Genomic DNA, 25,167 nt, shown 5'->3' with positions numbered 1-25,167 from the left:
GTTGCCAAACGCTGCATCTGCCCCTGAATTGCAAAAATCTGCGGCGACACTCGCTGTCGTTCAGGGTGACGCCAGATCACCCGCTCGCTTATTTTTGCTGCCGGGGGAGAATCCTTTTGACATCTGCACCTGCCCTGCGGGCGTGTTTGCTCGCACCGCTGTTGGCTGTCGCGTGTTCCGCGCACGCCGCCAGCGGCTTCATCACCTTGTCTGCCGCCCAGTGCAAATCGGCGCCCCCCGGCACACCCCTGCCCGGTGAGATGGAGCACTACCGCGCTGCTGTCAGGGTCTGCGACCTTGCACGCCCCGGGCAACCCGCCCGTATGCGGCTGATCAGCGTCTTCACTGACGATCATTACAAAAGCCTTCCCGCCGACGCACCCTGGGAGAACTTCCCGCGGCCCGTTTTGGTGGATGCGTCCGGCCGGTGCGTAGGCCGTCTTCCGCACCTGTTCCCTGTAGACCCGCCCCAGGAGCTGGTGGTCAGCGCAGGTCGATGGCGACATGGGCTGCCCCAAGAGCTGCGCCTGAAAGTGCTTTCGCCCGCCGTGGGCGGCAACTACCGCCTGCCCACCCTGCGCTGGGACGCCAAGGCAGGGGCTTACCGCCCCCATCCTTCTTCCACATCCGCCACAACCCCTTCAGAGGACCAGACCCCGTGCCCGTAGATGCCAGTTCTGTCAGCAAACTCAAGCAGGCCTGTGACACGGCCTACGACCTTCACCCGAACTCGTGCAGCCATGCGGTGTGGCATGTCATCCAGCAGTATCTGCCCAGCCAGCCCTGGCTGAACGCCAACGCACTCATCGAGCACCTGCGCGGACAGGCGCACTGGAAGACTGTGGACTCCGGCCAGGTGGGCCGCCTTGCCCGTGAAGGCGTGCTGGTGGTGGGCGGAAAGAAAGAGTCCGCCAACGGCCATGTGATCGTGGTGTACCCCGGGGGCGACATACCCGCTGGCGGCTACAGCTACACCAAGAACGGCACGGTGGAAACACTGCGCACACGCGGCAGCTATGCGCGGGCCATGTCCACATCCCTGGGCAGTTGGCCCGGCGCCATGAGCAAGGGGGACAAGACCATCTGGGACCCCTGGGCGAACGACGCCAAGTTCGTCCAGGTGACTTTCTGGCAGTTGTCGCCGTAGCAGCGCAACGGTGCTGGGCGCCGCGCACCACGAGCCACCTCTCCTTTTTTTCCACTACCACCAATATCATGATCATTTCTACACGCCATCTGTCGCTGAGCCTGCTTGCCGCTGCCATCGTTACCCTGTCGGGCTGCGCATGTCTTCCTTCCACCACAGCAGAGGCAGATAAAACTGCAGAAACCACAGCGCCTCCGGAGGCGTCACCCCAACCCCCGGCCATAGAGGCGGCCTCCGAGCCGACACCGCAACCACCGCGCCTGCCCGAAGACGGCATCGTGGCCGAGTTCAGCCCCGCCCAGGTCAAGCTATCTGAACAAACCCTGTCGCTGCTCGCGCGGCTTGCCGAAACCAGAACACCCGACGAGCGTCTGGAGATCACCGGCTACTGCAACCGCAAAGACGCCCCCGTCGACGCCCGCGACATCGCCCTCATGCGCGCCACCGCAGCCCGCAACGAACTCGTGCGCCTTGGGGTGCCTGCCAAAAACATCCGGGTGAAATTCAACACCATGCAGTCGCTCCATGCCGTGAAGGTGGTGGCGAAATAATTCGCCGCGCCCTTGCACTTTCGCTCCGTGCAGGCGGCGTGCTTCCCAGCGTTCTTCGACCGTGCTGCCCCAGGTCTTGTACTGGGCTTGCCAGATGATCTGGCCTTGGGCGTTGCTGAGCTCTTTGGGCAGGCCCACCCCTGATCGGTGTGGAAGTAGTACACCTCGCACAGCTTGGCGTTTGCGCTTGGCCCTCCTGTGCCGGTACCTTGCGCTGTGCCCTTGGAGTTGAGCGCTTGCCAGTAACTCGCTTCCAATGTGTCGTTGGCCGGTTGCTGGGAATAGTTTGGGTCTTTTCGGCCTCCAGCGTTGGCCTGGCCTGCGCTAGCAGCTATGGTTTTTGATGTTTGTGGCTGCTGCACATCATGGGTGGTGCCCAGCCCACCCTGTTCTGTTCTCTCTCCCTCAGCATCCAGCCGCGCCAGCGGTACGTAGCTGCCCGGCTCGTACACGTAGCTGATGACGGCGCTGCCTCTGCGCTCTTCGATGAGGCGCATGCCTTCCCAGATGAAGACTGTGGTGCCAAAGCTGTCGTGTTTGGCTACCCGGCGGCCTATGGCGTCGTAGTCGAACCGCGTGGTTTGGGTGGTTGCGTGTTCGGTGCCGGGGCGCCGGGTGGTGGTGACTGCTGTGAGGCGGCTTAAGCACCACCTACTTCTCTCTTATCTTTTTAAGCCCTTTTTCTAAAATTTCCAAATTGTTGATTTTTCCATCTTTATCTCGCGCTTTTTGCCAATTAGGAATTACTTTTTCAAACATAGCATCCCCGTCGTCAGTCACATCAGATCGCATAAGTACCAAATCCAACTTCAATTCACCATTAGCATCAAACGGCTCTACTCGCAGCAAGTTATTATTTTTTAAGAATTGCATTATTACAACCCTTTTTTCAAGAACTTGCTTTCTCCAAGCCGTATTTTTTGAAGATTTGTAAATATCATTTACAGAAGGCCAAACAAGATAGTTATCCATATATCTCCAATCAATCAACTCGAATCACCCTGGAGGCATCCTTAACCTCAATTAGCTGTTTAGTCTTTGGATCTCTAACATATTTACCTCCGGCCGCACGAATTCGAGCTTCCTTATCTAACTGCGCTGACTTATCGGCAGTCTTGCTAGTAACTTCCACAGCCTTTCCTTTACCGTCCGCTCCCTTAACTACGAAGTCAACTCTTCGTACCTCGCCGGTTTTGGGATCTCGAACAATTTTTCCATTTGCATCACGCAAGTATCTCTCTCGCAGGACATTAGGTTTTCCGAATACTGCCTCAAGCTTCCCTCCAACACGCGCTTCCCGAGCGGTCCCGCTAACCTTGTTGGGGATACAAGCCCACCCCCAAGGATCAATCCAACCAATCGGATTCGGCGAGTAACTTCCCAAGTTAATTCCGCCCTCCAACCCAATCGGGTCCGGGCTGATGAACCTCCCAATATCCGCATCGTAGTACCGGAACGTGTTGTAGTGCAGCCCCGTCTCACGGTCCAGGTATTGGCCCTGGAAGCGCAGGTTCTGTTCTTGTCGGTCTCCCCGTGGGATATCCCCTTCCGTCTGCCCCTGCACTTTGGCTCCGTGCAGGCGTCTCGCTTCCCAGCGTTCTTCTACCGTGCCGCCCCAGGTCTTGTACTGGGCTTGCCAGATGATCTGGCCTTGGGCGTTGCTTAGCTCTTCGGGCAGGCCTACTTGGTCGGTGTGGAAGCAGTACACCTCGCACAGCTTGGAGGTTGCGCTGGGGCCGTCGGTGCCGGTGTTTTCCGCTGTTTCTTTGGGGTTGAGCGCTTGCCAGTATTCGGCTTCCAATGCATCGTTGGCCGGTTGCTGGGAATAGTTTGGGTGTTTTTGGCCCCCAGCGCTTTGCTGGTCTGCGCTGGCAGCTATGGTTTTTGATGTTCTCGGCTGCTGCGCATCTTGGGTGGTGCCCAGCCCGCCCTGCTCGGTTCTTTCTCCATCCGCATCCAGGCGCGCCAGCGGTACATAGCTGTCGGGCTCGTACACGTAGCTAATGGCGGCGCTGCCTCGTCGCTCTTCGATGAGGCGCATGCCTTCCCAGATGAAGACTGTGGTGCCAAAGCTGTCGTGTTTGGCAATCCGCCGGCCTATGGCGTCGTAGTCGAACCGGGTGGTCTGCGTCGTCTCGTGCTCGGTGTCGGGGCGCCGGGTCGTGGTGACTGCCGTAAGGCGACTTTCTTCGTCCCATTCGAATGTCTGTGCGGTGTGCTTGCCGCTGAGTTTTTGGATCAGCCTGCCGTGGCCGTCGTAGGCGTAGCGTTTGTCTTCGTACACCCGCACGAGGTTGTCGCGCACGTAGCCTTCTTGCAGGTGCTGGGTGCGTTGGGCCAGTTCGGCTTGGCGGTGGCTGTCCAGGATGTTGCCGGCGGGGTCGTACTGGAAGCGCTCGTTGTTGGCCGCGGCTGGCTGGGCTTGGCGGTGGGCCTGGTCCGCACCAAAGAGCTGGCGCACGGTGTGTTCGATGCGCCCGGTTGCGTCGTATTGGTGGGCTATGTCGCCGTGCAGGCTGTGACGGCTTTGGCGCAGCTCGCCCACCTTGTCGTAGGCGTAGGCTTTCATCAAGCCGTCAAAGGGGTTTTGCTCGGGCGTGCCTGCGCTGAGCACGGCGCGCTGCCAGTGGGTGTCGCTGGCCTGGTAGGGGCGGCTGCGCTGGTCTATGGGCTGGCTCCAGGCGCCTTGCCTGCGGCCCAGGGGGTCCAGTGCGTAGCGGGTTTGCACCTGGCCCTGGGTGCGGTGGGTTTCGCGGTGCAGGGCGTCGCGTTCGATGTCGCTGATGAGCTGGTGCACGGCCAGGGCGTCAGGGCCTTGGGTGTTGTTTTGGGTGTCGCGCTGGCTGTAGTTGATTTGGTGCAGGTGGCCCGAGCCGTAGTGCAGGTAGTTCAGCGCTCTTTGCAGGTGGGGCTGGCCTGGCAAGCTCGGCAGCTGGGTTTGCGTGCGGTTGCCCAGGGCATCGTGGCTGTGCCGCAGGGTGTGGCTTTGGCCGGTGGTTTCGTCCGTAGCGGTTTCTTCGATGAGGTTGCCAACCTTGTCGTAGGCAAAGGTGCTGGTGTGCAGGGGCTTGAGCCTGCCGTCTGCCTGCACTGCCAGCTTTTGGGCGCGCACGAGCTGGTCTAACGGGTCGTAGGCGTAGTGGTAGTGGTGGGCGGCGGTGCGTTTTTCGACCAGGCGCCCGGCTGCGTCGCGGACAAGCTCGGTGCGCAGGGGCTGGTTTTGCGGTTCACCGCTGGGAAGGCCTGCGGCAAGGTCGCCCGCGCCGGGGTGGTGGGTTACTGCAATGGGCCAGCCGTTGGCGTCGTATTCCACCGTGACGCGCTGGCCGCCCACGCGGGTTTCTTCGACCATGCGGTCGGCCGCGTCGTATTGGAAGCCGAAGTGCTGGCCGTTTTCGTTGACGAGGGTGCGAAGGCGCCTTGCTGTGTCGTAGCCCAGCTGGATGTTCACAACAACTGGACCGTAAGTTTAGCTCCAGCCTGCAACATCCTTATTATCCGTTATAGCCTAAAAACCGAGAGGTTAGGAAATACATAATCAAATTCGAGAAAATCAGTGAGAACTTCGAAATCGTCTAGACCGCTCGGCAACGGAAGCCCGATGCCGTTGATGCCATCAACAATAACGCATCCACCCCACGCGACCTGAGTTCTTGAATTTTCAACAACTTCAGCAACTGTCATTCCAGCCCACAATTTTCCAGAAAATCTATGCGGATACCCAACACCACACATGACAGAATAAATCAATCTATTTTTATCATATCCCAATATAATTAAATCATCGTTAAATTTCACAACTCCGTCGCCAACTTTCACATCGTAATGCAGAGAGAAGCGCTCGACAGCAAAGTCCACCTTCTCATCCAGACAAACTCCACCCAAGGACTTGCCTGGAATAATTTCATCATTCAACCACATAAATATCCTAATTTGGCATGTTTTTCAGCTGCCCATCCACATAGACCGGACTATCTTTAATTTTGTCATACCGACTGAACCCGCCATGTCCTATTCTCCCCTGCACCTCTCCGTCACGATACACTTTCCAGTAATCAGATTTATGCACAGCATTGGGGCCGCCTGGGTGATAATCGAGCACATCAACCTTCCCATTTTTATTTGTTCGAGTATATCTAGTATGCGGCGTAGCATTAGCAGGCTGCTGAAATACTGGTTTGCCCATCGGCAGCCAAGAACATCGACCGCGTAAAACGGCCTACAAGCGATTATTTCGAACCCGGTAAGGGGTGAGGCACCCTCAAAGCCGTCATTTTTTGAGTTCTCCAGCAGTATTTCAGCAGCCTGTTAGGGGTATGTTTAGTTCTACGGACGCCTTGTCCACAGTCCCGCGCCCATCCCCATGGATCAATCCAGCTGATAGGGTTGGGTGCGTACTGGTGCAGATTCAGCCCACCCAGCAGCCCAATCGGATCCGGCGTAGTAAATGTCCCCAAGTCCGCGTCGTAGTACCGGAACGTGTTGTCGTGCAGCCCCGTCTCCCTGTCCAGGTACTGCCCCTGCATCCGCAGGTTCTGCTGAATCTGCACGGTCTGGCTCGCTGATTGCTGCTCCAGCCGCTGAACAGGTCTTCCCGCCTCGTCGTAGCTCTGCCATTCCTCCCGCACCGTGCTGCCCCACGTGCTGTACTGCGCTGTCCACACCAGGTGGCCGTTGTTGTCACTCAGTTCTTCCGGCAGGCCGTTGGGCTGGGTGTGGAAGTAATAGACCTGCGCTGTCTGCGTGGCTGCTGTCTTGGCGTGCGCCGTTGCCGGGGTGTTGGTTGAGCCGTCGTTGGCTGCAGCCCCTGCATTGAACCGGTCACTCCAGCCTGGGTTGGTCGTGGGGATGCTGGCCTGTTTGCCTTCGCTGGCGTCTCCGCCTGCGCTCAGCGCATGTGCTGCGGCGGGGTGGGGTTCTACGCTGCCGCTTCCATCAATGCGCGCCAGGGGCACGTAGCTGTCCGGCTCGTAGATGTAGGTGCTGGTGTGCTGGCCCCTGCTTTCCTGCAGCAGCCGCATGCCTTCCCAGGTGAACACGGTGGTGCCAAAGCTCCTGTCTTGGCGACGCGCCTGCCTGTCACATCCCGGACGATCGTATGGTCGCTTGTGAAACAGATGCGGGTGCGTCTAGTACAAGTCCTTCATTACCTGCATCGGCGTGTTGCTTTTGAGCGCTGACCGCGGCAACTGGTGGTTGTAGCGGTAGTGCTGCTCGGTGTGGCTGCAGAATTTTGGTTCAGGTTACCGACTAATTTATATCGCTTATAGCTTCGGGAAATTTGTAAACACCTGAACCTGTTCAACCGGACATTCAAAATATCCCCATTTACTCCAATTGGCCCTCAACCATTCAACGTTTACCCCCCCCCCGTTTTCACCAAAAACATAAGACTCATCAGGCAAAATTACAAAAATCAATCCCGCCTTATATCCAGATATAACCATTAACGCATACTCCCGCCTACCATTGAAGGGAAGTTCTACGATCATGAAGTCGACAATTTCCTCATAGGGATAGCTCCCGAAACATCTCAATACAGCTCCACGCTCCAAGTCAGAATCTAAGTTTATTAATTTTTGCATAATTTCATCTGCATTTTAAATTATGACGGCCAGAACCATCCGCTGGCTTTGTATTTTTACCATCAATATCATATTCCCCCATGTGCCTCCCACGACTATCGGTGTGTTCGATTCGTCCATGCTGTGTATCCGCCGCTCTGTAAGAGCCATCTTTTGTACGGTACACATCCCTTCCATTAGTTTGACTCATTTTTTGATCATATTCCCAACCATTTCTGCGCGCCACTTTTTCTATTTTTCCACGAACGGCTCCCACTCTTTCAGATGCAGGCATACGTGAAATTCTGGACTCGAAATCGGCAGCCGTTTCTGGCTTCGCATTCCACCCCCAAGGATCAATCCAAGAGATCGGGTTGGGCGCATATTGGTGAAGATTCAATCCACCCAACAGCCCAATCGGATCCGGCGTCGTAAACGCCCCCAAGTCCGCGTCGTAGTACCGGAACGTGTTGTAGTGCAGCCCCGTCTCTCTGTCCAGGTACTGCCCCTGCATCCGCAGGTTCTGCTGAATCTGCACGGTCTGGCTCGGTGATTGCTGCTCCAGCCGCTGAACAGGTCTTCCCGCCTCGTCGTAGCTCTGCCATTCCTCCCGCACCGTGCTGCCCCACGTGCTGTATTGCGCTGTCCACACCAGGTGGCCGTTGTTGTCGCTGAGCTCTTCCGGCAGGCCGTTGGGCTGGGTGTGGAAGTAATAGACCTGCGCTGTCTGCGTGGCTGTGGCTGCTGTCTTGGCCTGCGCCGTTGCCGGGGTGTTGGTTGAGCCGTCGTTGGCTGCAGCCCCTGCATTGAACCGGTCACTCCAGCCTGGGTTGGTCGTGGGGATGCTGGCCTGTTTGCCTTCGCTGGCGTCTCCGCCTGCGCTCAGCGCATGTGCTGCGGCTGGGTGGGGTTCTACGCTGCCGCTTCCATCAATGCGCGCCAGGGGCACGTAGCTGTCCGGCTCGTAGATGTAGGTGCTGGTGTGCTGGCCCCTGCTTTCCTGCAGCAGCCGCATGCCTTCCCAAGTGAACACGGTGGTGCCGAAGCTGTCTGTCTTGGCGATGCGCCTGCCCAAGGCGTCGTATTGGTAGCTGAAGACCTGGCTTTTGGGTTGGCCGTCTTTGCCTGCGCGCACTACCGCCACCTGGGTCAGTTGGTGATGGTGGTTGTAGCGGTAGTGCTGTTCGGTGTGGCTGCCTATGCGTTTTCTGATCAGGCGGCCAAAGCCGTCGTAGTCGTAGCGCTTGTCCTGCAGCACTTTGACGCGGTTGTATTGCACCCAGCCTCGGCCCTGGGTGCTGAGGTTGCTTTCTTCCAGAGCGCTGATGCGGTTGCCTGCCAGGTCGTAGTGGAAGTGTTCGCTGCGCTCGGGCTGGGTCGCCAGCGTGTGGGTGATACGGCCGGCCTGGTCGTATTGGTGGCGGGTTTGGCCTTGCTGGCTGTGCTCTACGCTGGTGAGTTCGCCGTTCTTGTCGTAACCGTAGCGTTTGAGCAGGGTGTCTTCGGGGTTGCGGTGCTGCAGACGTTGGGTCCAGTCTGCGCTTTGGGGGCTCCAAGCGGCGCTGGAGTTTTGGTCGTTGCCGATACCGTGGCCCACGCGCAGCATGGCAGGGCGCACCCAGGTGGCCGCTTTGCGGCCGACGGGGTCGTAGGCAAAGCGGCTGGCCAAGCGGCCTTGCGTGCGCAGGACTTCGCGGTGCAGGTCGTCGCGTTCGATGTCGGCCAGCACGGCGCCGTCCAGGTTGATCTGGTGGAGGTGGCCGCTGCCGTAGTACAGGTGGTTGAGGGTGCGGCCGTCGGGCAATTGGGTTGCGGTACGGTTGCCCAAGGCGTCGTATTGGTACTGCAACGTGCTGCTGTGCAGGCGGCCTTGCACCGCGTGCTCGGCCTCTTCCTTCAGCACCTGGCCCAATGCGTCGTACTGCCATGTCTGGCGGGATTGCAGCTCACCCTGTGCGCTGAATTGCTGGGCTTGCAAGATGTGGCCGGTGGGGCCGTAGCTGTATGCCAAGCGCGCTTGCAGCACGGGCGGGGCGGCATGGGGCGTTCCGGTCGCGACGCCGGGGGTGAAGATGTTTTTCTCTATGAGCTGGCCGGCCGCATCGCGCACCAGTTGGGTGTGTATGGGCTGCACCTCGCTGAGGCCAGGCACCGCGTCGCCCTGCCCCATGGGCATGGGGTGCTCGGTGACGCCGGTGACCTGGCCCGCAGCGTCGTAGTACAGCACCTGGCGTGTGCCATCGATGCGGGTCTCTGTAACCAGGCGGTCGGCTGCGTCGTAGGTGAACTGGTAGGCCTGGCGGTTTTCGTTGATCAGGGCAGACAGGCGCCTTGCTGTGTCGTAGCCCAGCTGAATGTTGCTGCTCAGGCTGCCTACGGTTTTGCTGCGGCCGGTGAGATGGCCGCGCTGGTTATAGCTGTAGCTGGTACTGTGACCCAGCGCGTCAACGGCCAGGACGCATTGGCCCGCAGCGTCGTAACTGTATCGGTACTCGGCTCCATCGGGCAGTGTCAGCCTCAATAGCCGGCCTTTTGGGTCATGCTGCAGCGCGGTGCGATGCCCCATGGCGTCAATCTCGCACTCGAGAAAGCCGTACTTGTCATACTCAAAGCGGGTCGTCTTGCCGCTGCAATCGGTGTACTCGGTCAGCAGCGACCGGCTGTCCCAACGAAGCTGCTTGCGTCCTCCATTTGCGTCGGTTATCACCACAGGCACGCCCTGGGGATTGTTCGCGTATTGGGTGATGCTCCCCTGAGGATCAATCTCAGCCGTTAGGTTGCCAGCATCGTCATATCGGTAAGTCCAAGCAGCCCCGGCAGCGTCCGATGTCGAGATCAGCAGGCTTGCGGGTGCTGGGCTCCAGCGCCATCTTTGGACACGTCCCAAGGGGTCGGTCTCCGCAACTAGATTGCCCGCGTCGTCATAGCTGTAAGTGGTAGTGCGACCCAAAGGGTCCACATGGCTCAGCAGATGCTTGGTCTCACTCCAGGTCTGAACCGTCACTGAACCCAAAGCGTCCGCGTGGCGCGTAAGTTCATAGTCGCTGTTCCATTCCCACTGAAGAGTCCGCGATAAAGAATCCTTTGCGGTCGTTGTTCCACCACCGCCTGCATGGAACTGGTAGGTGAACACGTATTCTTCGCCATCGTCGGTCCAGTGCCGCACGACGCGAGCATGCGGTCCGTGACGGGTGCCCATCGGATGCCCGAACTCAGCCCACTCGTAGTAGCACGTCAGGCCCGTGGGTAGCTGGTGGCTCACCAACCTGCCGCCGGCATAGGCGAACCTGCGGCTGATTTGCCCTGAGCGGTCTTGCACCTGCGCCAAACCACCGGAGCTGTCATGCTCATAACGCACCAGCACGTGCGGCGTTTCTCCTTCTGCGCCGCCGCGAAGAACCACTTGCCGCAGTCGATTCGTACCGTCCGCATACTGCAGCTCTAACAGGCGCCCCGCACTATCGGCCATGTGCGTAAAACGCCCCATGTCGTCGTAGCGCAGGGAGTGGTAGTTTCCGTTGTGATCTTCCACCCGCAGCAGACTGAGAACCCGTGGACGCCCGGGGTGGACTTGTGCAAACCATTGGTATCGCCCATCAGCGGTAACCACAACATATTCGCCGCCGGGCGTGCGTTGCACTCCAATGCCCTCGGCCACACTGAACGTACCCTCTCCAGGCACGGGCGCATCGAAGGTGATATCCCGACCATCTGCGTCAAAAAAAACCACCTGCTCCTGCCCCTGGGCTCCATGGCCAAGGTGCAGTTCCATGGAGTACGGGGTACTCCATCCCTCGCCAAGCATGCCCCCAGGGCGCAGATCAAGGCTGTTGTAAACACGCTGCCACACCACAGGAAGCGCACCTGGCAAAACGAAGTCGAGGTCCTCTTCACCCGCCAACAACTTGGCGCCCGTAGCGACATGAACGGGGTTGCTCAGGATTGCTGGTATCGCCATGGCTGCGCCGACTGCGGCCTGTCCAGCCTTTATCAGACAGTCGGCGCTCTTGATCAGAGCCTTCGGGTCTTTCACCAAGTTCCAAAGACATTTGGCGTTCTGGCGCAGGTTACGCAGTTGCACCACAAACAATGCTGCCTGCAGGAGCGGATTCACCTCGCTATCGAACTCGCGGACGGTCTCCGGTTCTCCTCCGATAAAAACGTTGGGAGAGCCCTCATGAATGGTTGCTCCGCACACCACCTTGTCACCCTTGCGAGCGGCCAGTGCCGCGTTGATGACGGTTTTTTTAGGCCCTACAGCCGCGCCCTGAGCAATCAAGTTGACGGGAGTGACCGTGTGTTTGCCGCAGACCACCTCATCGAGAGGTACAGCGTTGGTTGCTCTGGCCGCCGGTATGCTGTTGACAAAGACATCAGCAGAGCCTGTGGCAATCTCCCCGGTAACCTCCCAGGTTTCGGGTACCAACCAATCCGCAATTTCTTCGCCAATGGAGCCCCCCGCGTATGCAACGGCAGCAGATGCCAACGCGCCTGTCAGTACTACTGCACCCGCAAGAATCGGTGCGGCAAGCCCACCAGTGGCGACGGTGCCCACTGCCGCCAAACCCGCTGTAACGCCCGCTGCAATCGTGCCAGCGCACAGTGCGCCCAATACAGCCGCGCCAGCAGCGATACCCACGACTTTGGCCAAAAGACGCGCATTGGCATTGCTATGCGCAATCGGATCGCCCAAGCGGGCAGCGGGTGGGTACTGACTCATGGGAAAAGCGCCACTGAACAAACGCAGCTCGACAAGAAGTCTGGCTGGAAGGGGTTTCTAAAGGGCGGGCCTGCTACAAACCAGCAGAACTCCGCTGCACCTGGAAGGGCCGAGGACAGCACGAAAGCCGCGTGGTCAGCACTAGGTGCGCGGCTGAAAGCTGGCACAAATTGACGCCCACTGCTTCTTCTGCGTCTCTGTGATGGGGACGGTCGAGGCTCCTGTCATCACAAGGACTCGTACACGATCTGGCAGGAGCCATGTGCGTTGCCGCTGATAGATGGTTTGCCCGTTTTGCTTGAACTGCTGAGCCAGTTCAACAGCCGTCGTTTCAGCGCTGTCTTGAGACTTCTGCACATGGCGCTCACCGATTCGGTAGTCGCTCACCTGCAAAGTCACAGCTTTGATCTGCCGCTCTACGAATTGATCAAACGTTTCACCGGCCTCCAGGCGATCGCGGGTCATGATCAGACTCAAATTGAGTCCGCTGCTCCCTGTCAGCAGCATGTTCATGCTGTTGTCCTGGATGCCACCCGGCAAGGTAAATGAGCCTTCGTTGATATGAAACTGCATAAATTGCTTAAAAATTAGTTGGTCAGCAGCGTTCAGCAAAAGGCATCGCCTAGCAGTTGAGCTGGATGGGCGCGCCATGCACGTCCAGCAACTCACTGAGCTTGATCAAGCCGTTCTTGCCCTTGATCACCACCTCACCCTTGTCGGTGAGCTTGAGTGACGCAACGCCTTCGCCCTCGCCAATCGTCAGCGTGATGCTCTCGCCCGCCTGCAGGCGGATGTGCTTGGCTGCCTTGACGAGGACCGAGTCCTTGGTGGCCTGGATGTTGACGTTCTGGTCACCAACGACAGTGGCTGTGTCTTGCTTGGAGGCGAGCGTGATGTTTTGCTGCGCCGTGAGGTTCATGTTGCCCGTCTGTGCCTCAGAGGCAACGTCACCTTTAGCCACCGTATTGCGCTGCCCGCCTTCCGACACGTGGGTGAGCATGCCGCCTTTCGCAAGCTGCGTGAGTTGTGCCCCCGTGGACAAGGTGATGTGCTCCTTGGCATGCATGGATGCACTTTGCCCGGAGCTGATCACGATTGGCTTCGGGCTGATCATCGAGTGACCCTCAGGGCTCACGATGGAAACCACGGGCTTGCTGATGTCCTTGGAGAGCTCGCGCAGTGCCTGCGACTGCGGCATGGCTGGGTCGGTGTTGGTGGGCATCAGCGTCTCGGCGCCTGCGCCACCTCCGGCCCCGCCGCCGCCTGCAAGCGCAGCAATGGCGGCTGCCGCTTTCGACAACGTGGCCATGGCTGCCTTGCCGCCTGTCATTGCAGCAATACCGGAGCTCAGCTCCATCATGTGCGAGGTCTTGAGGCCGTTGATGGCTTCGATGGCACTGTTCATGGCGGCCACGGCCTCGCCTGCTTCTTCCATCAACGCGGCCGTGTTGGCGAGGCCTTCGCCCAGGCCGTCAAACCCATCCGGGTTGTCATGCGCCACCTTCTGCTTGAAGTCTTGCGTATAGGTCGTGATCAACAACCCCTTGTCTGCCCGAATCGCTCCCCACTCATTCGTGCGCAGCTCAAAGCCATAGCTGCGCTTGGCCTCGCTGCTCTGGTTCATGAGGTAGCCCATGTGCAAGTGCGTATTGCCATGGTCAGTAGAGAGCTCAATGTGCTCGATGCCCTTTTGGTCCTCAAACCGCAGCATGTGTTTGCCGCCGCCGCCCTTGCTCCAGTTGGTCTGAAAGCCGGACTGCGTCTTGTGCTTGGGCAGTTCCCATGGCGGCATCTGGTCGGCGTTGTAGACGCGGCCGGTGATGATGGGGTAGTCGGGGTCGCCGTTCAGAAAGTCCACGATGACTTCCTGCCCGATGCGGGGCGTGAAGATGCCGCCGTAGCGCGCCCCAGCCCAGGGGTGGGACACGCGGATCCAGCAGCTGGAGTTTTCGTCCATGGCGCCGATGCGGTCCCAGTGGAACTGGACCTTCACCCGGCCGTATTTGTCGGTCCAGATTTCTTCGCCGGGCGGGCCCACCACCACAGCCGTCTGTGGCCCCAGGCTGCGGGGTTTGGGCGTGACTCGGGGCGGGGTGAAGGGCAGGCTGGTGGGCTGGGCCTTGAGCACAAAGCGCTGGATGGAGCCCACCTCTTCCTTGGTGGTTTTGGGCGTGGGCTTGGCCACGCTGCTGACCTCGGGGTTCTCCTGGAAGTGGTACTGCACCGCCGTGATGAGGTACTGCTGGTTCTGGTCGCCGCGGGGGTAGTTCTCCAGGTTGAAGGTGTAGCCGGGCGCCAGCGCGCGGCAGCTTGACTTGCCCTGCACCGCGCTCTGGCGGGTGAGGTTTTCTTGCAGCCGCACCTTTACATAGGTTTCACCGTCGGCATATTCGGTGTAGCCGCCCGGCCATTCGTAGACTTCGTAGCTGTCGTGCGCGTGGCCGGGTGGGTCTTTGCGCATATTCGACAAATCGGCCTTGGGCTTCTTGAAGTCATAGTCGTCATTAAAGTGTCTGGCCGACTTGATTTCTTCTGCCAATTCCCATGCGTAGACACATTCGCGGTCGGCAATGGCGGCCTTTTCAGGCGGGTAGAAGGGGATGGATGCCGCGCCGGGCAGAGGGCTGTGAGACGCGACAATATCGTCCGCCAGCGTCAGCACGTGCTGGCCGGCTGAGTGCTGGTGGTAATAATAAATACCCTCATGCTCCATGAGGCGCGACACAAACTGGCAGTCGCTTTCGTTGTATTGAACGCAATAATCCCAGGTGCGATAGCTGCGGTTGAGTTTTTTATCCAGCGGATAACCGTATTTACCCAAAACCTCTTCAATGATTTCTGGAACGGTTTTGTTCTGGAATACCTTGAAATCGGTTTTGCGCGTGGCAAGCCACAGCCATGGGCTCAGGCGCGCCCGGTACGAATACATGCGGTGGTCCTGCCCCTGCATGCCAAAGCGGGTGACGATGCCGTCGATGTAGCGCGTGCCGCCGCCCTCGGTTTCCACCACGATGGTGGCGCTTTTGCCCAACAGCGCCTTGGGATCGATGCTTTTGCTTTCGCTGAGCAGGTCCACATCGAGCGTGAACAGCTGGCTGATCTCTTCGCTGCCCTGGAGTTGCCTGAATTTGAGCTGGTCGCCCAGGGGGGTTTGAATGGTGACGCGACGTTTCATGTGCTGCTGACTGTCCGGCCGGTTGGTGCAAAGTGGAGCGCATGATAGCGGCGGCCCGGGTATTTTCTGTTGACAGTCAGCGCGATTAATTCAGCAAAATTACCGCAAAAAGTAACATCGGTTACCAATACCGCTGATTGGAGACGCTTTGCAACAACGTGTGAATATCGAGCGATTTATGGGTTATGAGCGTGCGCTCAGCCAATAACCGGTGAGTGCGTAATAGCGATCACGCCCAGGACATGACGCTCAGGTAACCTCCCAAGGCCACAAACCAGCGTCACGGCCAATGCCAGCGCAGCCCGGTTCAAAAAACGCGAAACATCCACGGCCATTGGGCCGAGCAAGGGCCGAGCCTCGTTGAGTTCTGCGGTGGTCGCAGCGCCAAGCAAGGCGCCGGCCGCAACCAAACCGACGGCAATCAGAGAACGTGTCACTGGCAGCGTCCTTGCCCCAGCACATCACGGGAAAGAGGAAACTGGAAATTGGTGGGATTCATGGAACGGCCGCCATCAGGGGGCCGCTGGCGGTGTACGCGCCGCCTCCCCTTCCGGCCCGCAGTCCGCCATCTCCGCCTCCACCTTGCGCAGCAGGTCGGCCAGGGTCTTGCCGGGCTCGGACTGGAAGTGTTCTTCCAGCACCACCAGGTCCACGATGCGGTCGATGCGAAAGCCCCGGAAGTCGCCCCGCAGTTCGCACCAGGCCGACAGGGTCCAGACCTTGCCCCAGTAAAAGCAGCCCAGAGGCCGCAGGCGGCGCTGGGTGGGGCGGCCCTGCACGTCAGCGTAATCAATGTGCACCATGTTGCGCGTGTGCACGGCCTCGCGCAGGGCCTGCAGGGTGGTGAGCGCGCGGGGGCCCAGGCCCACGGCGGGGGCGTAGAGCGCCTGCGCCTCGGCGGCCACGCGGGCGGCGGGGGGCAGCACGGACAGTATCTTGCCCAGGGCGCCTTCCACCTCGCGCGCCAGGCCGGTGTCCAGCCAGGCCTGGGCCAGGCGGGCGGCGGCGACCAGCGCGTTGGCCTCGCCCTGGCTGAACATGAGGGGCGGCAGGTCGAAGCCGGCGCCCAGGCGGTAGCCCACGCCGGCCTCGCCTTCGATGGGCACGCCCTGGTGCTGCAGGTCGGCCACGTCGCGGTAGATGGTGCGAGCCGACACCTCCAGCCGCTCGGCCAGGAAGGCGGCTGTGGACAGGCGCCGCCCGCGGATGAGCTGCACGATCTGGAACAGGCGGTCAGCGCGGCGCATGGTGGGGAGGTGAGACTTTTGGTGTTTTTTGGCCCCAGCGCTTGTCCATCAAGCGCTGGCAGCTATCATTTTTGCATGAGTTGCCTGCTGTGCACAGGGGGGCTCCGTGGTGGCTGCGCTTTGCTGCATGCAACAGCTCGCATCGCCCACGATGCCGATGTGAATGGCCACCTGGTCGGGGCCGCTGTAGGCCTCGAAATCAGTGCCAAACCGCCGCTGCACCTGGGGATTGCGCGCAAAGTAGGCCCAGATGGCGCCCCAGGTGTCGATCACCATCTGCGGCATGGGGCCCGCGCCGGTGAACACCAGGTAGGTGCCGGCCAACACGGGCGTTATGCGGATCTTTTCGCCGCCCGCATCGCCCCCCGCGCCTGAGTTCGCGCCAGGGTCGGTGGCCACGCCCACGGTGACGTCGAAAGCGCCGTGGGCGTCGGACTCGTACGCGCTGTAGACGCCGAAGAGGCGCCCGTCATGGCCGGCGGCGGGCAGGTGGCGCTCCCAACTCTGGCTGAAAAACCGGTCCCACAGAGAGCCGATGCGGGCGGTGGCGGGGTCGTTCTCGTCGCTGTTGCGGGTGCGCACAGACAGGCCGGTGACCTGGAAAGCGTCGATGTGAACAGTGTGGGGGCCGGAAGCGGGGTCGGCAGCAAGTTGGGCCGGGGGGAAGGCAGTGGCGGTAGACGTTTGCATGGGCGTTTCGCTTTCTCTCTCTGTTTGGGGGAACGGGAGAGGGATGCTCGCGCCGTGCTGCTGACAACCTGGTGTCAGCAGCACGGCACGGCTTGCGCGGTGTCGCCTGTGGCCCACACGTCCCGCAGGGCAGCGGGTGCTGGGCTACTGGGCGGGTTCGGTGGTTGCAGCAGCCGCTGCCTGCGCTTGCGCAGCCTGGCGCCGGCGTGCGCGCTCGAGCTGCTGGCCCACGGTGCGGGCCACCATGCCGTACATGTCGGCAAAGGCTTCCAGCGTCTGGCCGCTGGCTTCAAAGGCGCGCAGCAGGGCTTCGTCCTTGGCGTTGCGGGCAGACCATTCGGCAAAGGCCTCCTCCAGGAGGGCGTTGGCGGCGTCGTCGCGGCCGTGCACAAGCTCGGTGTACGCCTCGCGCGTGAGGCCCGAGGCTTCAAACGCCGCGATCATGCGGTTGCGCAGCTTGGGCAGCAGGTCTTCCGTGCTGCGGGCTTTGCGGCGGCGATAGACCTCCAGCAGCGCGTGGTGCACGTGTTCGGGCGCCATGTCTTCCACTGGCTCGCCTTGCAGGTCGTGGCGCTTGTCACCCGCGGCCACGCTTTGCAGGTAGCGGGTGGAGCGGGTGTGCAGGCCCAGCGCCACCTTCAGCGCATCACGCTCGAAGACGTCCGGGTGGGCGGCCAGCAGGTCTTGAAAGATGCCCCGCTTGAGCGGGCGGAACACCGCGCCGAACAGGTGCGGGTAAAAGCCGGCAAGTTGCTCCAGAACAGGGTGCGGCGCCTTGGACTGCGACGGGGCGGCACCGGCCGCAGGGCCCGCCTTGGCGCCGTTGCCCGCCTCGTGCGCCGGCTTGCGCCGACCGCCTCGGCGTGCACGGGGATCACGGGGAGCACCGGCAGCAGCAATAGCATCCGAAGATGCGGGAGCGGGATCAGAAGCGGGGGAGGCAGGCGAAGAATCGACGGACATGGTCTAGGCAATCAAGCGGCAGGCGCTGCTGCAGGGCGGGAAGGACAATCCCGGATCATCCCAGATTTCCGTTCAGGCCCGGGCAAGCCCCCCTCCCGGCTGATCGCATGCGGGGTGCACACACTTCGTCACACTCGCTTACCATTCTGGCCATGCCCCCCTCTGTGCACCTCCCCGCAGACCCCCTGGCGCGCTGCATCGGGTGGCGCAGGTTCTGCGCCATCCTGGCCCTGGCAGGTAGTGCGGCATGGTTGACGGCCTGCGGCCCGCGCTACGACCCGCCTCTTGCCGTGGGCACCAACACCTGGACGGGTTACGAGCCGCTGTACCTGGCGCGCGACCTGGGCCTGCACGACGGTCTGCCGGTGCGGCTGGTGGAGCTGGGGTCCACCACCCAGAGCATGGATGCGCTGCGCACGGGGCAGTTGGGCATGGCCGGTTTGACACTGGACGAAGCCCTGACGCTGGCCCAGGAGGGAATTGCGCTGAAAGTGGTGTGGGTGATGGATGTATCCAGCGGTGCCGACGCACTGGTGGTGCGCCCTGGCCTGGCCGACCTGAGCGACCTGCGCGGCAGCAAGGTGGGTGTGGAGCAGACCGCCGTTGGAGCCTACATGCTGCAGGCGGCCCTGCGCAAGGCGGGGCTCGCATCCGCGGACATCACCGTCGTGCCCCTGCCGATGGATGAACACCTCTCGGCCTGGCGCGATGGGCGGGTGGATGCGCTGGTGACGTTTGACCCGGTGCTGCAGGTGCTGCGCGGAAGCGGTGCCAAGGTCCTGTTCGACAGCCGAGAGATACCCGGAGAAATCGTGGACGTGCTGGTGGCGCGCAAGGAGGCTCTGGACTGCTGTTCGCAACACATTGCACAGCTGCTGCAAGCCCACCAGCGTGCACTGGGGCACCTGGCCACTGCCCGGGAAGACGCGCTGCAGCGCATGACACCGCGCCTGGGCCTGACGCCTGCCGAGATGGATGCGGCACTGGGTGGCATCGAGCTGCCCGACGCAGCCGCCAACCGCACCTTGCTGAGCGGGCCCGAGGCCCGGCTGGCCAAGTCAGCGCAGCGCCTGGCTGCCAACATGCGTGAACAGGGCCTGCTGCACCGCGCTGTGGATGCGGCGTCGCTCATTGACGACCGCTTTGTGCGCGGCAACACCCGATGAGCGCGCCCCAGAGCACCTTGCGCCCTGTGCGCCCTGTGCGCGTTTTCAGGTTGCGGTTGTGGCTGCCGCTGTCACTGGTTCTGGCCAGCGCGGTCGTGTTTGCAATGTTCGTGGTGGCACAGCGGCACCGCTACACCCGCGAGCTGGAGCACTTTGCCAACAGCACGGCGCATGCAGAACTGCTGGAAACCCAAAGGGCGCTGGAAACCGTACTGCGCCGCGGCGATGGCAGCGGCACCGAGGGCGTGGTGTCACATCTGGGGCTGAACCCGGTGATCGCGTACGCGGCGCTCCTGGGCCCCGATGGCAAGGTGGTGGCAGCCACCCGATTTGCCTGGAAAGGCCAGCCAGCCGCCGGCCTGGTGCCGGGTTTCACCGAAGAATCGGCCCGCCAGGTGCGCGAGGCCCAGCGGGAGTTCTTGAGCCTGGATCGCGCCCAGTTGCGGCTGACCGCACTGGCGCCCGTCACCCTGGCATTGCAGCCCGGTGAAATGCGTGCCACGCGACAGGGACTGCTGTGGATTGACTACGACCTGCGCCCGGTGGCCGCCCAGACCTGGGGTCAGATCCACCGGCAAGGCCTGGCGCTCGCAGCGGCCGTTTTGCTGGCCGCACTGGGTCTTCTGGAACTGGCACGGCAGGGCAGGGCATCTTGCGGCCGGTGGCGGCATTGCGCGTCGGCATGCAGCGCATCGGCGCTGGCGACTATACCGATCTACCCCAGTGGCGCGGCCAGGGTGAATTCGGTGAGCTGGGGCACGCCATGGAACGCATGGCGGCCGAAATCCAGGCGCGCAACACGGCACTGGCCGAGAGCGAGGCCCGCTTTCGCCAGCTGTCTGACGCTTCCTTCGAGGCGATCATCCTGCACGAGAGCGGGCGGGTCACCGATGCCAACTCTGCCGCCGAGCGGCTGATGGGCGTGGCCCCTGGCGGCCTGATTGGCACGGCCGTTCTGTCGTGGGTGGCGCCCTCGTATGTTGAAGTCATCCAGCAACGCATGGCGCATGGCGCCGAGGGCATCTGGGAGGTGGGCCTCATCGACTCCAACGGGCAGATCATCCCCTGCGAATGCAGTGTCCGCATGCAGCAGCTGGGCACACGGCAGGTGCGCGCGGTGGCTGTGCGCGACATCCGCACCCGGCTGGCGGCCGAGGCGGAAATCCGGCGGCTGGCCCATTTCGATGCACTGACCGGGCTGAGCAACCGCCGCTTTCTGCTGGAGCAAGTGGAGCAGGCACTTGCCACCGCGGGTGCGCAATCGCGCCACGCAGCTTTGGCGGCCATCAACATCGATGCTTTTCAATCAGTGAACGATTCGCTGGGGATGGCTGCGGGTGACACCGTGCTGCGCACGCTGGCGCAGCGCATGAGCGCGCTGCAGCTGCAAGGCCAGACGCTGGCCCGCGTGGATGGCGACACCTTTGCCCTGCTGCTGTGCGACCTGCCGGGCGATCTGAAGGATGCGTCGGCCGAGGCCGCACGCTGCATCGAACGAGTGCTGGCTGCGATTGCCGAGCCCGTGCAAGTGCAAGGCCATACGCTGCACCTGTCGGCCGGAGCGGGGGTGGTGATGATCCCGAATGACAGCCGTGATGCCCCCGAGCTGCTGCGCGAAGCGGAGACGGCCATGCACCGCGCCAAAAATGCAGGTGACAGCCGCGTACAGTTTTTTGCGCACGCACTGCAAGAAGCCGCCAGCGAGCGCCTCGCGTTGCGCAACGACCTGCGCCGCGCACTCCAGTCCGCCCCGGTGCCTCTGGTGCTGCACTACCAGCCGCAGCTCAACGCGCTGGGTCAACTGGTCGGCGTGGAGGCGCTGGTGCGCTGGCAAGACCCGCAGCGGGGTCTGGTGTCACCGACGCAGTTCATCCCGGACGCCGAAGCCAGTGGCCTGATCGTGCCCCTGGGCCATTGGGTGCTGGAGGAAGCTTTCGGCGCCCTGCACCGCTGGCAAACCGACCCGGCCTGCAGCAGCTGGGCCAGAGACCTCACGATGGCCGTGAACGTGAGCGCTCGCCAGTTCCGCGAGCCCGATTTCACCGGCCGCGTCGAGAACCTGGTCTCGCGCCTGGGCATCAGCGCGGCCTCGCTCGAGCTGGAACTCACCGAGAGCGTGCTGGTGGACGACCTGGAAGCGACCCTGGAGAAAATGGCCCGGTTGCGACGCCATGGCATGCGCTTTGCGCTGGACGACTTTGGCACGGGGTACTCCAGCCTGGCATACCTCAAGCGCCTGCCCATCGACGTGCTCAAGATCGACCGGTCTTTCATCATGGACATCGACGCGCCCGAACAAAGTGGCGAGGGCAAGCGCCCGGCCGTGCTGATCGACGCCATCGTGGCCATGGCCCACCAGCTGGACCTGCGCGTTCTCGCCGAAGGGGTGGAAACAGACGCCCAGCGCGACCGCCTCAGGCGCTCGGGGTGCGACCTGTTCCAGGGCTACCTCTTCAGCCGTCCCCTGCCCGAAGCCGAACTGCGCGCCTGGGCTGCCAGGCGGTGAGTGCGTTGGCCCGTCAGCCCTGGCGGGAGGAAACCAGCGCCTCGTCCAGCACCTCCACCCAGTGGCGCACGGGCGTGGCCGTGCCACTTTGCAGGTGGGTGATGCAGCCGATGTTGGCCGACAGGATGGTGTCCGGGGGCTGTTCGCCAAAGGCCTCGTTCAAATGGCCCAGTTTGCGGTCGCGCAGCTGGTACGACAGCTCGGGGTTCAGCACCGAATACGTGCCGGCGGAACCGCAGCACAGGTGCGCCTCGTTGCGGGCCACGCGCAGCCTGAAGCCGAGTTGCGCCAGATGCGCCTCCACCCCGCCGCGCAGCTTCTGGCCGTGCTGCAGGGTGCAGGGCGGGTGGTAGGCGTACAGCACGTCGGACGGCGGCACGCGGCCGCGCAGCGTGCGGGCCAGCTCGGGCAGCATGGCGGGCAGCAGCTCCGACAGGTCGCGCGTGAGGGCGCTGATGCGCTCGGCCTTGGCCGCGTATGCCGCATCGTCCTTCAGGATGTGGCCGTATTCCTTGACGGTGACGCCGCAGCCCGAGGCGTTCATGACGATGGCCTCCACCCCGCCCTGCTCCACCAGTGGCCACCACGCATCGATGTTGGCGCGCATCTCCGCCATGCCGCCTGCCTGGTCGTTGAGGTGGAACTTGACGGCGCCGCAGCACCCGGCCTTGGGCGCGATCACGGTCTGGATGCCCACCGCGTCGAGCACTCTGGCCGTGGCGGTGTTGATGTTGGGCATCATCGCGGGCTGCACGCAGCCCGCTAGCATGAGCACCTTGCGCGCATGTTCGCGTGTGGGCCAGGCGCCGGCGTCCTGGGCGGCGGGCACCTTGGCTTTCAAAGAGGCGGGCAGCAGGCCGCGCACCATTTGCCCGGCCTTCATGGCGGGGGCGAACAGCGGCGAGGGCAGGCCTTCCTTCAGCGCCCAGCGCAGGGCTTTTTCGCCCACGGGGCGGGGCACTTTTTCATCAACGATCTTGCGGCCGATGTCCACCAGGTGGCCGTACTGCACGCCGCTGGGGCAGGTGGTTTCGCAGTTGCGGCAGGTCAGGCACCGGTCCAGGTGCATCTGGGTCTTGCGGGTGGGCTCGTCGCCTTCGAGCACCTGCTTGATGAGGTAGATGCGGCCGCGCGGGCCGTCCAGCTCGTCGCCCAGCAGCTGGTAGGTGGGGCAGGTGGCGGTGCAAAAGCCGCAGTGCACGCATTTGCGCAGGATGGCTTCGGCCTCCAGGCCATCGGCGCGGGCGGCGTATTCGGGGGAGAGTTGGGTTTGCATGGGGTGCGGCCTGGACGGGTACCAAATGGGGGGAGCAAAGCAGGTTCAGCGCATGGCCGGTGGGTCGGGCGGCGGGTCCAGCGGCAGGCCCGATGCCGGCAGCTTGCGCAGCGGATGGCGCAAGCGCGCACGGTCGGCCCACAGCGGCGGCAGCGACAGGGCCAGCAGCACCAGCGCCAGCGGCACCACAAACACGAAGCCGACATGCTTGAACCCCGCCGCGCCCGCAATGCCGCCCACCAGAAACATGGCCAGCAGCCCCGCAAACAGCCGCAGCCGCGCCTGGTTGGCGCGCACCTGCGATTCGGGGGCGGTGCCGGTGCGGTTCCAGTACAGCATCTTGCCCAGCTCGATGCCCAGGTCGGTCACCACGCCGGTCATGTGGGTGGTGCGGATCTGGGACGAGGACATCTTGGTCACGGTGGCGTTCTGCAGGCCCATGATGAAAGACAGCAGCAACACGGTGGTGGGCACGGCAAACGGCGTGCGCCAGTTGAGCGTGATGGCGCCCACCAGGCCAAACACCAGCATCAGCACTGCCACCACCAGCAGCGGCAGTGCGTAGCTGCTGTGCAGCTTGCGCTGGCGCGCCCAGTTCACCATCACGGCGGTGGTGGCAGCGCCGCTCACAAACGCCAGCAGCGCCCCCACGGCGCCCAGCACCAAGGCCATGTTGCCCAGCACCAGGTTGTCGGCCAGCATGGAGACGAAGCCCGTCATGTGCGAGGTGTACAGGTGCACCACCAGATAGCCCCCGGCATTGACCGCTCCGGCATTGAAGGCCAGCAGCAGGCCAAGCACCCGGTTGCTGGCGACCGTGCGGCGGTGTCCGGTGAGGTGGCGCAAGCGTCGCATGAGATGCGTGAAAAGGGCCCGGCGGTGCGCGGCAGCCGCTGTCACCAGCCCGGCGCCATGCGGCCGGGGTTGAAAATGCCCGCCGGATCGAAGCTGCGCTTGAGCCGGGCGTGGATCTGCTCCAGCGCCGGGGATTTGAGGTCAAATTGGCCTACAGCGCTTGTCCCACTTGCGCCAGCAGCTACAAAAACAGAAGCACTTCCACCCACTGCATCGGCAGCGGCGCGCAGTGCGTCACCTGCGGATTCAGGCGCCTGCACCCAGCGCAGGGCGCCATGCCACTCCACCAGGGGCTGCGCACCGGCAGGCAGGGTCAGCACCGGCGCCGTGGCGGGCACCGACAGGCGCCACAGGGCATGGTCCGGGTGCTGGGCACGGGCGGCAAACCAGGGCAAGGTCTGCTCGCGGCAGGCTGCCCAGTCGGGGGCCACGGTGGCGTTGTCCAGCCGCGTGCCGCCCATGCTGCGGCATGCGGCCTCCACCGCCGCCACGGCGCCACGCAGGCGCACATACAGCGTGCCCGCGCCCGCCGTGCCATCGTTCACCCAGCAGCTGGCATTGAGCGGCAGGGGCTGGCCACCCCAGGCGTGCAGCTTGCGCAGCGCGTCGGCCTGGTTGCAGTCGTCAAAGCGCAAGGTGGCCTCGCCGGGCGGCACGGGCAGCACCTTGAGGCTCACTTCGGTCAGCAAGCCCAGCGTGCCCCAGGCCCCTGCCATGAGGCGCGACACGTCGTACCCGGCCACGTTTTTCATGACCTGGCCGCCAAAAGTCAGTAGCTCGGCCCGGCCGTTGAGCAGCGTGACGCCCAGCAGATAGTCACGCACCGCCCCCACGCTGGCACGCGCGGGGCCCGACAGGCCTGCGGCCACCATGCCGCCCACCGTGGCTCCCTCAGCGGGGGTCCTTGCGAAATGGGGGGGCTCGAAGGGCAGGCACTGGCCCTGCTCGGCCAGCGCGGCTTCCAGCTCGGCCAGCGGCGTGCCCGCGCGCACGGTGACCACCAGCTCGCTCGGCTCGTAGCTCAGGATGCCGCGCAGCACGCGGGTATCGAGTACGTCGCCCTGGAGCGCATGGCCCCAGAAATCCTTGGTTCCACCCCCCCGAAGGCGCAGCGGTGTCTGGTCGGCGGCAGCGGCGCGCACGCGGTCGGTGATCTGGGCAAGGGCAAGGTCCATGCCTTGCATCGTAGCGGCAGCCGTGTTCAGGGTGGCGTGGCGGGGGTGTGAATTTTTTGAACAGCGCGCGTGCAAATGGCTGAGCCCCCCCACAGACCAAAAGAAGCCCGCCGTGTGTAGCGGCGGGCCCGT

At 62.6% G+C, this 25,167-nt stretch carries 20 protein-coding genes and 1 pseudogene; 6 read left to right on the top strand and 15 right to left on the bottom strand.

Features of this window, described 5'->3' with window-relative positions; translation table 11 throughout:
* The first annotated feature begins 116 nt into the window (after positions 1-116).
* The 3 genes from AAFF19_RS02560 to AAFF19_RS02550 all read left to right on the top strand — a co-directional run bounded on the left by AAFF19_RS02560 (position 117) and on the right by AAFF19_RS02550 (position 1,698).
* Entirely contained in the window at positions 117-668 is a 552-nt protein-coding gene (locus AAFF19_RS02560; protein ID WP_342721243.1) for a hypothetical protein, read from the top strand.
* A complete protein-coding gene (locus AAFF19_RS02555) occupies positions 659-1,147 on the top strand; it encodes a hypothetical protein (protein WP_342721242.1) in 489 nt (162 codons plus the stop codon). Before AAFF19_RS02560 ends, AAFF19_RS02555 begins: the two co-directional genes overlap by 10 nt.
* 68 nt (positions 1,148-1,215) lie before the next feature.
* A complete protein-coding gene (locus AAFF19_RS02550) occupies positions 1,216-1,698 on the top strand; it encodes an OmpA family protein (protein ID WP_342721241.1) in 483 nt (160 codons plus the stop codon).
* Between the two features lie 651 nt (positions 1,699-2,349).
* Here AAFF19_RS02550 and AAFF19_RS02545 read toward each other — a convergent pair.
* The 12 genes from AAFF19_RS02545 to AAFF19_RS02490 all read right to left on the bottom strand — a co-directional run bounded on the left by AAFF19_RS02545 (position 2,350) and on the right by AAFF19_RS02490 (position 18,057).
* Positions 2,350-2,670 (bottom strand): hypothetical protein, encoded by a 321-nt coding sequence (locus AAFF19_RS02545; RefSeq protein ID WP_342721240.1) that lies wholly within the window; start codon positions 2,668-2,670, stop codon positions 2,350-2,352.
* 10 nt (positions 2,671-2,680) lie between these two features.
* Entirely contained in the window at positions 2,681-5,149 is a 2,469-nt protein-coding gene (locus AAFF19_RS02540; protein WP_342721239.1) for an RHS repeat-associated core domain-containing protein, read from the bottom strand.
* 50 nt (positions 5,150-5,199) lie between these two features.
* Positions 5,200-5,619 carry a hypothetical protein gene (locus AAFF19_RS02535; RefSeq protein WP_342721238.1) on the bottom strand — a complete coding sequence of 140 codons (420 nt, stop codon included), beginning with the start codon at positions 5,617-5,619 and terminating at the stop codon, positions 5,200-5,202.
* A gap of 308 nt (positions 5,620-5,927) precedes the next feature.
* The gene (locus AAFF19_RS02530; protein ID WP_342721237.1) at positions 5,928-6,737 is read right to left on the bottom strand and encodes an RHS repeat-associated core domain-containing protein; all 810 of its coding nucleotides are present in this window, start codon (positions 6,735-6,737) and stop codon (positions 5,928-5,930) included.
* Between the two features lie 225 nt (positions 6,738-6,962).
* Entirely contained in the window at positions 6,963-7,283 is a 321-nt protein-coding gene (gene imm45 / locus AAFF19_RS02525) for an Imm45 family immunity protein (RefSeq protein ID WP_342721236.1), read from the bottom strand.
* A 4-nt stretch (positions 7,284-7,287) separates the two neighbouring features.
* Entirely contained in the window at positions 7,288-11,982 is a 4,695-nt protein-coding gene (locus tag AAFF19_RS02520) for an RHS repeat-associated core domain-containing protein (RefSeq protein WP_342721235.1), read from the bottom strand.
* Between the two features lie 141 nt (positions 11,983-12,123).
* On the bottom strand, positions 12,124-12,594 hold the full coding sequence (locus tag AAFF19_RS02515; protein ID WP_342721234.1) for a DcrB-related protein: 471 nt from the start codon (positions 12,592-12,594) through the stop codon (positions 12,124-12,126).
* Between the two features lie 10 nt (positions 12,595-12,604).
* Positions 12,605-15,157 (bottom strand): type VI secretion system tip protein TssI/VgrG, encoded by a 2,553-nt coding sequence (gene tssI, locus AAFF19_RS02510; protein ID WP_342721233.1) that lies wholly within the window; start codon positions 15,155-15,157, stop codon positions 12,605-12,607.
* 197 nt (positions 15,158-15,354) lie between these two features.
* Positions 15,355-15,594, bottom strand: coding sequence for a hypothetical protein (locus AAFF19_RS02505; RefSeq protein ID WP_342721232.1), 240 nt, complete (start codon positions 15,592-15,594; stop codon positions 15,355-15,357).
* Between the two features lie 75 nt (positions 15,595-15,669).
* Positions 15,670-16,404: a YafY family protein gene (locus AAFF19_RS02500; RefSeq protein WP_342721231.1), complete on the bottom strand. Its 735-nt coding sequence runs from the start codon at positions 16,402-16,404 to the stop codon at positions 15,670-15,672.
* A gap of 48 nt (positions 16,405-16,452) precedes the next feature.
* Positions 16,453-17,094 (bottom strand): GyrI-like domain-containing protein, encoded by a 642-nt coding sequence (locus AAFF19_RS02495; RefSeq protein ID WP_342721230.1) that lies wholly within the window; start codon positions 17,092-17,094, stop codon positions 16,453-16,455.
* Positions 17,095-17,238: 144 nt separating this feature from the next.
* Positions 17,239-18,057 (bottom strand): ProQ/FINO family protein, encoded by an 819-nt coding sequence (locus AAFF19_RS02490; RefSeq protein WP_342721229.1) that lies wholly within the window; start codon positions 18,055-18,057, stop codon positions 17,239-17,241.
* Positions 18,058-18,209: 152 nt separating this feature from the next.
* Here AAFF19_RS02490 and AAFF19_RS02485 point away from each other — a divergent pair, with 152 nt between their 5' ends.
* The 3 genes and pseudogenes from AAFF19_RS02485 (at position 18,210) to AAFF19_RS02475 (ending at position 21,729) form a co-directional block, all read left to right on the top strand.
* Positions 18,210-19,223 (top strand): ABC transporter substrate-binding protein, encoded by a 1,014-nt coding sequence (locus tag AAFF19_RS02485; protein WP_342721228.1) that lies wholly within the window; start codon positions 18,210-18,212, stop codon positions 19,221-19,223.
* A 682-nt stretch (positions 19,224-19,905) separates the two neighbouring features.
* A pseudogene (locus tag AAFF19_RS02480) lies at positions 19,906-19,953 on the top strand (hypothetical protein); the annotation flags it as partial.
* Between the two features lie 33 nt (positions 19,954-19,986).
* Entirely contained in the window at positions 19,987-21,729 is a 1,743-nt protein-coding gene (locus tag AAFF19_RS02475) for an EAL domain-containing protein (protein WP_342721818.1), read from the top strand.
* A gap of 13 nt (positions 21,730-21,742) precedes the next feature.
* On the opposite strand, the gene glcF is transcribed toward AAFF19_RS02475, so the two are convergent.
* Genes glcF through glcE form a run of 3 tightly spaced genes read right to left on the bottom strand, consistent with a single transcriptional unit; the run spans position 21,743 to position 25,044 of the window.
* Positions 21,743-23,005, bottom strand: coding sequence for a glycolate oxidase subunit GlcF (gene glcF / locus AAFF19_RS02470; RefSeq protein ID WP_342721227.1), 1,263 nt, complete (start codon positions 23,003-23,005; stop codon positions 21,743-21,745).
* Between the two features lie 45 nt (positions 23,006-23,050).
* Positions 23,051-23,860, bottom strand: coding sequence for a YoaK family protein (locus tag AAFF19_RS02465; RefSeq protein ID WP_342721226.1), 810 nt, complete (start codon positions 23,858-23,860; stop codon positions 23,051-23,053).
* Between the two features lie 41 nt (positions 23,861-23,901).
* Positions 23,902-25,044, bottom strand: a complete 1,143-nt coding sequence (glcE, locus tag AAFF19_RS02460; RefSeq protein ID WP_342721225.1) for a glycolate oxidase subunit GlcE — start codon at positions 25,042-25,044, stop codon at positions 23,902-23,904.
* Positions 25,045-25,167 lie beyond the last annotated feature (123 nt).

Source organism: Acidovorax sp. FHTAMBA (genome assembly GCF_038958875.1).
Classification (GTDB): Bacteria; Pseudomonadota; Gammaproteobacteria; order Burkholderiales; family Burkholderiaceae_C; genus Acidovorax.
This window is presented reverse-complemented; position numbering and strand designations above follow the sequence as displayed.

What these genes read in the sequence shown, in the direction of transcription:
- AAFF19_RS02495 (WP_342721230.1), bottom strand. Translation starts at nt 17,094, where the DNA reads ATGCAAACGTCTACCGCCACTGCCTTCCCCCCGGCCCAACTTGCTGCC.
- AAFF19_RS02535 (WP_342721238.1), bottom strand. Translation starts at nt 5,619, where the DNA reads ATGTGGTTGAATGATGAAATTATTCCAGGCAAGTCCTTGGGTGGAGTT.
- AAFF19_RS02485 (WP_342721228.1), top strand. Translation starts at nt 18,210, where the DNA reads ATGCCCCCCTCTGTGCACCTCCCCGCAGACCCCCTGGCGCGCTGCATC.
- AAFF19_RS02475 (WP_342721818.1), top strand. Translation starts at nt 19,987, where the DNA reads ATGGAACGCATGGCGGCCGAAATCCAGGCGCGCAACACGGCACTGGCC.
- imm45 (WP_342721236.1), bottom strand. Translation starts at nt 7,283, where the DNA reads ATGCAAAAATTAATAAACTTAGATTCTGACTTGGAGCGTGGAGCTGTA.
- tssI (WP_342721233.1), bottom strand. Translation starts at nt 15,157, where the DNA reads ATGAAACGTCGCGTCACCATTCAAACCCCCCTGGGCGACCAGCTCAAA.
- AAFF19_RS02520 (WP_342721235.1), bottom strand. Translation starts at nt 11,982, where the DNA reads ATGAGTCAGTACCCACCCGCTGCCCGCTTGGGCGATCCGATTGCGCAT.
- AAFF19_RS02465 (WP_342721226.1), bottom strand. Translation starts at nt 23,860, where the DNA reads ATGCGACGCTTGCGCCACCTCACCGGACACCGCCGCACGGTCGCCAGC.
- AAFF19_RS02500 (WP_342721231.1), bottom strand. Translation starts at nt 16,404, where the DNA reads ATGCGCCGCGCTGACCGCCTGTTCCAGATCGTGCAGCTCATCCGCGGG.
- AAFF19_RS02545 (WP_342721240.1), bottom strand. Translation starts at nt 2,670, where the DNA reads ATGGATAACTATCTTGTTTGGCCTTCTGTAAATGATATTTACAAATCT.
- AAFF19_RS02490 (WP_342721229.1), bottom strand. Translation starts at nt 18,057, where the DNA reads ATGTCCGTCGATTCTTCGCCTGCCTCCCCCGCTTCTGATCCCGCTCCC.
- AAFF19_RS02550 (WP_342721241.1), top strand. Translation starts at nt 1,216, where the DNA reads ATGATCATTTCTACACGCCATCTGTCGCTGAGCCTGCTTGCCGCTGCC.
- glcF (WP_342721227.1), bottom strand. Translation starts at nt 23,005, where the DNA reads ATGCAAACCCAACTCTCCCCCGAATACGCCGCCCGCGCCGATGGCCTG.
- glcE (WP_342721225.1), bottom strand. Translation starts at nt 25,044, where the DNA reads ATGCAAGGCATGGACCTTGCCCTTGCCCAGATCACCGACCGCGTGCGC.